The 5330-nt window shown below is 44.5% G+C and carries 4 protein-coding genes; 3 read left to right on the plus strand and 1 reads right to left on the minus strand.

Going from position 1 to position 5330, the window contains the following annotated elements:
• Together sucA and odhB are read left to right on the plus strand one after the other, a co-directional pair.
• The coding region (gene sucA, locus RAC86_RS34845; protein ID WP_377886640.1) for a 2-oxoglutarate dehydrogenase E1 component at positions 1-2759 on the plus strand (2759 nt) is incomplete at its 5' end.
• A gap of 15 nt (positions 2760-2774) precedes the next feature.
• Positions 2775-4028, plus strand: coding sequence for a 2-oxoglutarate dehydrogenase complex dihydrolipoyllysine-residue succinyltransferase (odhB, locus tag RAC86_RS34850; protein ID WP_014477077.1), 1254 nt, complete (start codon positions 2775-2777; stop codon positions 4026-4028).
• Between the two features lie 49 nt (positions 4029-4077).
• Here odhB and RAC86_RS34855 read toward each other — a convergent pair whose 3' ends face one another.
• Positions 4078-5043, minus strand: a complete 966-nt coding sequence (locus RAC86_RS34855; RefSeq protein ID WP_070549185.1) for a bile acid:sodium symporter family protein — start codon at positions 5041-5043, stop codon at positions 4078-4080.
• Positions 5044-5261: 218 nt separating this feature from the next.
• Between RAC86_RS34855 and RAC86_RS34860 the strand changes: the two genes are divergently transcribed.
• On the plus strand, positions 5262-5330 hold a 69-nt coding region (locus RAC86_RS34860; RefSeq protein ID WP_377886641.1), incomplete at its 3' end, for a hypothetical protein.

Below are 5330 nucleotides of genomic sequence, written 5' to 3' on the forward strand. Positions count from 1 at the left end.
TTTACGATCAGTATACCCAGGATCCGGACAGCATTGACCCGGATTTGAAGGAAATGTTCGACGAGCTCGGTGCTCCGCCAAGCGATATAAAAGAGGTCTCGGGAACAAAAGAAAAGGGACGTGTTACAGCCGATCTGATTCAAAAGATCGCATCCGCAGTCAGACTTGCAGAAGATATCCGAACCTATGGCCATTTGAACGCTTCCGTCAATCCGCTCAGAAAGGATGAGAAAAAGAGCGAACTTTTTCCATTATCCGATTACGGGCTAACAGAAGAGGAAATAAAAGCAATACCTGCGTCTGTCATCTGCAAAGACGCTCCTAAAAACATTACGAACGGTTTAGAAGCCATTCAGTATTTACGAAATACGTATAAAAGAACCATCTCTTTTGAATTTGACCATGTGCATGACTTCAAAGAGCGCGAGTGGCTGACAAGAAAGATTGAATCTGGCGAGCTGTTCCAGAAGAACTCAGCTGAAACGCTGTCGGCTGTGCTGGAAAGACTGACAGAAGTAGAGGGATTTGAGCAGTTTTTACACCGCACATTCGTCGGGCAGAAGCGCTTTTCCATTGAGGGTCTGGACGCTCTTGTTCCAGTGCTTGATGACATTATTGCACAATCTGTCAAATCAGGCACGACAAGTGTCAACATCGGGATGGCGCACAGGGGACGCCTGAATGTCTTGGCACATGTGCTCGGCAAACCGTATGAAATCATCTTCTCTGAATTCCAGCATGCGCCGAATAAAGATCTTGTCCCGTCTGAGGGATCAATTGGGATCAGCTACGGATGGACAGGGGATGTCAAATACCATTTGGGGGCGAATCGGGAGCTTCAAGACGCTGAAACAAAATCAGCGCGCATTACGTTAGCGAACAACCCGAGCCACTTGGAATTTATCAATCCGATTGTTGAAGGCAGCACAAGAGCAGCACAGGAAACGCGAACACAAAGCGGATACCCGGTACAAGATGAAACAAAATCGCTGGCCATTTTAATCCATGGAGATGCTGCATTCCCTGGGGAAGGAATTGTAGCTGAAACATTGAATTTAAGCTCTTTAAAAGGGTATCAAGTAGGCGGTGCGATTCATATTATCGCCAATAACATGATCGGATTCACAACAGAAAGCGCTGAATCCAGATCGACAAAATATGCCAGCGACCTGGCCAAGGGTTATGAAATTCCGATTGTTCACGTGAATGCGGACGATCCTGAAGCTTGTCTTTCAGCTGTTAAGTTTGCGGTCGAATACCGAAAAACATTCAACAAAGATTTTCTGATTGATTTGATCGGGTACAGACGCTATGGACACAACGAAATGGATGAACCGTCAACCACTCAGCCAATGCTGTATGACGCTGTCAGAAAGCATCCGACCGTCAAACAAATTTTCGCTGAAAAGCTGGTAAAAGAAGGCGTGCTTACCGAGGAAGTCGTTCAAAACATCGAAAAATCGGTAACGAAGCGCATTGAGGATGCATATCAGAAAGTTCCGTCTAAAAAGGAACACACTGCCTGTGAAATTGAACTTCCAGAGCCTGTATCAAACGGTTTCCCAGATGTGGACACTTCGATTGATTTTGATGTGCTCCGCAAGCTGAATGGCGAATTGATCAACTGGCCGGAGTCATTTAATGTTTTCGGCAAGCTAAAACGCATTTTAGAAAGACGCGCCAAGGCGTTCGATGATGACAGAAAAGTGGAATGGTCTTTGGCAGAATCACTCGCGTTTGCTTCAATTTTGAAAGACGGAACACCGATTCGTTTAACAGGACAGGATTCCGAGCGCGGAACGTTCGCCCAAAGAAACCTTGTGCTTCATGACAGTGAGACGGGCAAAGAATTTGTGCCGCTTCATCACTTATCTGACTGCAGCACATCATTTGCTGTTCATAACAGCCCGCTGTCTGAAGGATCGGTTCTCGGTTTTGAATACGGCTATAACGTGCATTCACCGGAAACGCTTGTTTTGTGGGAAGCACAGTACGGAGATTTTGCCAACGCAGCTCAAGTGTATTTTGACCAATTTATTTCTGCTGGACGCGCCAAATGGGGCCAAAAATCCGGATTAGTCATGCTGCTTCCGCACGGTTACGAGGGACAGGGGCCTGAGCACTCAAGCGGAAGAATCGAGCGATTCCTGCAGCTTGCAGCGGAAAACAACTGGACGGTTGCCAACCTGACAAGCGCGGCACAGTATTTCCATATTTTAAGAAGACAGGCTAAAATGCTGCTTCGTGAAGAAATCAGACCGCTCGTCATTATGACGCCGAAGAGCCTTCTTCGCAACCCAAATACGGTGTCGGAAGTGCAGGAGCTCAGCGAAAGCCGCTTCCAGCCTGTTTATGAACAGTCGGGACTTTCTCATGACTATGAAAAAGTAACCAGACTTGTCTTATCCAGCGGTAAAGTGTCTATAGACATCAGTGATCATTTTAATAAGTTAGAAGACGGTAAAGAGTGGCTTCACATTGCGAGAATCGAACAGCTGTATCCATTCCCGGCAAAAGGAGTCAAAGAATTATTTGCAAAACTTCCGAACCTGAAAGAAATCGTTTGGGTGCAGGAAGAGCCGCAGAACATGGGGGCTTGGGGTTATATCAGCCCGTATTTGACAGAGATTGCACCAGAGGGAGTAAGCGTTCAATATATTGGACGAAGAAGACGATCCAGCCCTGCAGAGGGAGATCCGACAGTTCATAAAAAAGAACAGGAACGTATTGTATCTGATAGCTTGACTCGCAAAAACTAAGGGGGAAATGAAAAAATGGCGGAAATTAAGGTACCTGAATTAGCAGAATCAATCTCAGAAGGAACAATAGCCCAATGGTTAAAGCAGCCTGGTGACTATGTAGAACAGGGTGAATATCTGCTTGAACTAGAAACGGATAAAGTGAATGTTGAATTGACAGCAGAAGAATCGGGTGTACTTCAAGAGGTATTGAAAGATTCGGGTGATACCGTCCAGGTCGGAGAAATTATCGGTACGATTTCAGAAGGCGCGGGTGAAAGTTCTGCCCCTGCTCCTACAGAGAAAGCAGAAAGCAAGGAAAGCGTAAAAGAAGAGAAACAGGCTGAACCAGCTGCACAAGAGGTGAGCGAGGAAGCACAATCTGAAGCAAAATCAAGAACGATTGCTTCTCCGTCGGCCCGTAAGCTGGCGAGAGAAAAAGGAATTGATCTGTCTCAAGTTCCAACTGGAGATCCGCTTGGAAGAGTGCGCAAGCAGGATGTCGAAGCGTACGAAAAACCGGCATCAAAACCGGCTCCTCAGCAAAAGCAGCAGCCTCAGGCTCAAAAAGCACAGCAAAGCTTTGACAAACCTGTTGAAGTGCAAAAAATGTCACGCCGCAGACAAACGATTGCAAAACGCCTTGTAGAGGTACAGCAAACATCAGCGATGCTGACCACATTTAATGAAGTGGACATGACGGCTGTCATGAATCTCAGAAAACGCCGCAAAGATCAATTTTTTGAGCAAAATGAAGTGAAGCTCGGCTTTATGTCTTTCTTCACGAAAGCGGTCGTGGCTGCATTGAAAAAATATCCGCTGTTGAATGCAGAAATTCAAGGCGATGAGTTGATCGTTAAAAAATTCTACGATATCGGAATCGCTGTTGCTGCTGATGAAGGCCTTGTCGTTCCGGTTGTGCGGGATGCGGATCGCCTGACATTTGCAGGAATCGAAAAAGAGATCGGCGAGCTTGCGAAAAAAGCAAGAAACAATAAATTAACCCTTAGCGAGCTTCAGGGAGGCTCCTTCACGATTACAAACGGAGGGACTTTCGGTTCATTGATGTCAACTCCAATTTTAAACAGTCCGCAAGTCGGTATACTGGGCATGCATAAGATTCAGCTGCGCCCTGTAGCCATTGATGAAGAGCGTTTCGAAAACCGTCCGATGATGTATATCGCTTTATCTTATGATCACCGAATTGTAGACGGTAAAGAAGCGGTTGGTTTCCTCGTGACAATCAAAAATTTACTGGAAGATCCTGAACAGCTTTTATTAGAAGGATAATAAAAAAGGGTACATCACGATAAAGTGGTGTACCTTTTTTGATGCATATTTAAAGTGATAGATTGCTGCTTTTGGATCTTGCTTGTTTCTTTTTCACTTTTTTTGACCAATATGTTGCAAGCATAGAACCTGAAAGGTTATGCCACACACTGAATATTGCGCTTGGTACGGCAGATAGCGGTGAGAAATGAGCCGTGGCAAGTGCAGCCCCAAGCCCGGAGTTTTGCATGCCGACTTCGATTGCAATCGCTTTTTGAGACGGATAATCCATTTTTAAAAGCTTTGCACAAAGAAACCCAAGTAAATAACCGATACCATTATGCAGGATAACAACTGAAAAAATGAGCAACCCCGATTGAAGCAGATTTTCCCGATTGCCACTGACGACAGCTGAGACAATCGCAACGATGCCAATGACAGAAACAAGCGGAAGGGCATGTACGGCTTTTGCCACTTGTTTTCTGAAAAACATTTTGACAATCAGACCTGCAATGATCGGAAATAAAACCGCCTGTAAGATTGAGATAAACAAAGACCCCGGCGAGACAGGAAGCCATTCTTTGGCAAACAGCATAATCAACAACGGTGTTACAACAGGTGCCAATAAGGTAGAAATTGTCGTAACCGCAACAGAAAGGGCAGTATTTCCTTTTGCTAAGAATGTCATAACATTAGATGCAGTTCCCCCGGGACAGCAGCCGACAAGAATAACACCAACTGCGATTTCAGCTGGAAGATGAAGCCCAAATGCGAGGCCGAAAGCAACGAGCGGCATGATCGTATACTGAGCTATTACTCCAATAATAACTTGCCAAGGCTTTCTGACCAGCTCTTTGAAATCATCGGCTTGCAGTGTAAGGCCCATCCCAAACATGATAATGCCGAGAAAAATCGTAATATAAGAACTGATCCACGTAAATAAAGATGGGAAAGAAAATCCCAGCACTGCAAAAACAATGACCCATATGCCAAAGGTTTGTCCTGCAAAATGACTTATTTTTCTAATGATGTCCATAAAAACACTCCTAACACACTTATCAAGAACTTCAGCAGAAATTCTTACAAATTTCATAACATTCTCTTATTATAAATAATTTTCTGAATAATTCAATATTAGTTTTTGGCAGATGTCTATAGATATATGATGTAAACTAATCAAAATGTTCTTGACTATATAGGAAGATATTCTTACAATGAAGCTTTATAATGGTTAGATCAAATAGGAGTGATACGGTGAAGGATGCAAATCAATGGTCTTCGAAGCTCGGCTTTATTTTAGCCGCGGCAGGATCAGCTATCGGG

It is taken from the genome of Bacillus sp. LR_5, assembly GCF_042709275.1.